Source organism: Microcystis sp. LE18-22.4A, assembly GCF_027531105.1.
In the GTDB taxonomy this organism is placed as follows: domain Bacteria; phylum Cyanobacteriota; class Cyanobacteriia; order Cyanobacteriales; family Microcystaceae; genus Microcystis; species Microcystis aeruginosa.
This window is the reverse complement of sequence record NZ_JAPZRB010000126.1, coordinates 1-3,177: the sequence shown is the minus strand read 5'-3', so window position 1 is coordinate 3,177 and position 3,177 is coordinate 1. Positions and strand designations below refer to the sequence as shown.

At 39.0% G+C, this 3,177-nt stretch carries 5 protein-coding genes; 2 read left to right on the top strand and 3 right to left on the bottom strand.

All coding sequences use genetic code 11. The features are described 5' to 3' along the window. Positions 1-363: 363 nt before the first annotated feature. The gene (locus tag O9295_RS05510; protein ID WP_147068978.1) at positions 364-1,269 is read left to right on the top strand and encodes an Npun_R2821/Npun_R2822 family protein; all 906 of its coding nucleotides are present in this window, start codon (positions 364-366) and stop codon (positions 1,267-1,269) included. Positions 1,270-1,311: 42 nt separating this feature from the next. Here O9295_RS05510 and O9295_RS05505 read toward each other — a convergent pair whose 3' ends face one another. Next, on the bottom strand, positions 1,312-1,602 hold the full coding sequence (locus tag O9295_RS05505; protein WP_004162669.1) for a DUF3288 family protein: 291 nt from the start codon (positions 1,600-1,602) through the stop codon (positions 1,312-1,314). A 324-nt stretch (positions 1,603-1,926) separates the two neighbouring features. Further along, entirely contained in the window at positions 1,927-2,478 is a 552-nt protein-coding gene (locus O9295_RS05500; protein WP_287738485.1) for a hypothetical protein, read from the bottom strand. A 299-nt stretch (positions 2,479-2,777) separates the two neighbouring features. Between O9295_RS05500 and O9295_RS05495 the strand changes: the two genes are divergently transcribed. After that, on the top strand, positions 2,778-2,990 hold the full coding sequence (locus O9295_RS05495; protein ID WP_041804230.1) for a hypothetical protein: 213 nt from the start codon (positions 2,778-2,780) through the stop codon (positions 2,988-2,990). Here the strand turns inward: O9295_RS05495 and O9295_RS05490 are convergent. Beyond that, positions 2,980-3,177: hypothetical protein (locus tag O9295_RS05490; protein WP_288032243.1), on the bottom strand; the 198-nt coding region annotated here is incomplete at its 5' end. The two genes, O9295_RS05495 and O9295_RS05490, sit on opposite strands and share 11 nt — an antisense overlap.

Here is a 3,177-nt window from a genome sequence, read left to right as displayed (position 1 = left end):
TTTTCAGGTGGTCAATTACCTAATTTTCAGGGAAAAAGTCCAGGGATTTTCCCCCCAATCACTCCAAAGGTCGGCACTTTTTGAGGGAAAACAAGTCTAAAAGTCTTATCCAACAAGGTTTTTAGATTTATTCAGCAAACCTTAATTATTCGCTAATTCAAAAATGAAACCCACGACTTCTTAAGAGTTGACAGAGAAAGACCGATCGGCTATTCAGTGATCAGTGATCAGTGATCAGTTATCAGTGAACAGGGATATCGGGAGAAAAAAGCTGATGGCTGACTCCCCAAAAGGAAAACTTTCTACTTCACCATTAAGATAACTGCTATATAATTATTTCTAACTCTTACCCCCAGGATATTTATGAAGCGAGGAATTTACATTACCGCTAATGATCGAGTTATCGAGCAGGCGATCGCATTAATGAATAGTATTCGTTTGTACGATCCCGATTCTCCCGTCATCTTGATTCCCTACGACAATAATTATCAAAAAATTGCCGATTTATTGTCCGAAAAATATGGCGTTATTCTCTATCCAGAGCTGCAATTAGTGGAAGAATTGGCACAGAAAATCTATGATATTTTTGGAGAAAAATTCTTTGCTCGTCCCAATCAATTTCGCAAGCAGGTGTGTTGGTTTGGAGAACTAGATCAATTTCTTTATATCGATACGGATATCGTAGTTTTTGAAAAAATAATAGATAATCTAAATTTCCTCGATACCTACGATTTTCTCTGCTGTGATTACCAACACAAAAAAGGGATTACTGATGTCTTTAATCCGATTGTTTTAGAACAAGGAATCTTCACAGAAAATGATCTAACTGGGATGTTTAACGGTGGTTTTTGGGCTAGTAAAAAGAATCTATTCTCAGAACAGGAATTATATAGTGCTTTTCAAGAATGCGCCGCTCATCCAGAATATTTTGATTTTTCTCAAAAAACCTCCGATCAACCGATTATTAATTATACCATTCTCAAACGAGTTCCCAATCGATTTAATATTGTCCGCGCTCCGGGTTGTCAAGCGGGAAATTGGGGGGGAAGTTCTCATTTTCAACGTCAGGGGAATATTTTAATCGATCCGAGATTAAATCAGCCCTTAAAATATTTACATTGGGCAGGAATTCGCATTGAACCGGGTTGTCCCTACTGGGATATCTGGAAATATTATCGTTATCTAGATGATCCTAATCCCCCCGCAGATCCGCCAGCAAGCAAACCAAAAAATCCTTTTCAGAGATTATTAGATAAAATCAAATTATAGGTTTGATTTTTCCTCTCGCACCATTAAGATAACTGCTGCAATTTAACTCCAATCCTGTTGCTCCTCGGTTTGGCGAATTTGATACACTTGTCCGTGACTGTGCAGTGGTCGAGTTTTTGCCCATAAACTGGCTTCATCTAACTGCCATTTTTCTAGGATTAAATCTAAATCTCTTTGGATTTCTCTTGCCCCCGGAAAGTTTTGATAACGTATGCGTAAACGAGCGCATTCAGCTAAGTTTAAATCATTGGGTTCTGATTGCAGCAGCTGATCAACAATCGGGCGATCGAGTCTTTCCTGTGGATGTTGTTGTTCTTGATTTTTACTAGCCATAATTAGGGTTTGCGGCACAAAGTTTTTCCTGGGGGCAGGGTGTGGGGTGTAGGGTGTAGGGTGTAGGGTTTTACCCATTTTCAGGGAGTCAATTACCTAATACCAAATCCGTTGAGTATAGGCTACATATCAGGAGAGGCACTCATGCAAAAGGCAAAACGGAGAATAAATAATCAGTTTTTAATAACTGGATTTAGTATAATTTTCAGGGAAAAAGTCCCGGAATTTTCCCCCCGATCACTCCAATGGCCGGTACTTTTGGATTTCAAAAAGGTCTAAAAGTCTTATCGAACAATGTTTTTAGATTTATTTAGCAAACCATAATTAATCGAACCAACCGATATCGGAATCCGTTAACTCTGTGGGGGTAGGATTGGGGGCAATATAACGGGCTAAAGTGGCCATTTCAAAGTTATAAAGACTGGGTTTCTTAGGCAATAGTTTGGTAATTGCTGACGGTTCAGGGGTGGCGGTGGGACTATTTTCTAGGGTTTTAATTTGATTATATAATTTTTCAATTAACTGTTTTTTCTCAGTCAGTTCTGTTTCTGTCTTGCTTAATTGACTCGATAATTTTGCCACCAAAGTGGTTTTTTCCGAGAGGACAGATTCTAACTGCTCGGTCTGTTGTTGTAACTGCTGTAAACTGACAGAGAGTTCCAGATGTTCTTTAAGTTCTTCTTCCAGAGAAATAACTTTTTCTTGGAGAGTTTGCCCATTTTTCTCGGTTTTTTCTAACTCTGCCGTCAAGTCCTTAATTTTTGCCTGTAGGGTGGCGTTAGTTTCCTTCGGACGTTTGACAGAAGGAGAGGGTTGGGATTCTACCTCTTTATTAGCTTCTGTACGGATGAGATCGTTTAAATTACCTTTGGTCATAAGCTCTGCAAATAGGATATTACGATAGAATCGGATACTGTCAAGAAATCTCTTGGTTTAGGCAATCGATCATTATTCGCCCGATATACAAGCTTGATTACGCCGGGGAATTGTTCCATAGATTTTATTGTATAGCTTTAGGTCGATCGATCCCTGTCCATTTAAGGAATGAGAAAAAATACCTAAATCTCAGTTTCGCCAGTAAGATTCTAAATTTTTCTGTAGTTAATGATACGGAATACTAAATTTGTGTCAGACTAAGGGTAGAAGTTGATCGCACCTGTGGCAAGGATAAATTTATGAATATTGAAGAAAAAGCACGTCTTAATTTAACCCAAGAACGACAAGCAGAAGGAATGCTCGAAGAAAATGTCTTAACTCGTACAGAGGAGCTTTTAGGGGAAGGGGAGGCAGGAACTGCGAAAGCACGGGTTTTATTAACTGAAAATCGTCAAGAAGACGAAAAACTCCAAGATAAGATTTTAGAACGTTCGATCGAAGCTATGCAATAGCCTTGAGGAGATTGGTGAAGACTGGGAATATCCACACAAGTCTAGATAAATAGGGTCTGCTGAATAAATCTAAAAACCTTGTTGGATAAGACTTTTGGACTTTTTTCCCCTCAAAAAGTGCCAGCCATTGCGGGGATCGGGGGGAAAATTCCTGGACTTTTTCCCTGAAAATTAGGTAGTTGACCAC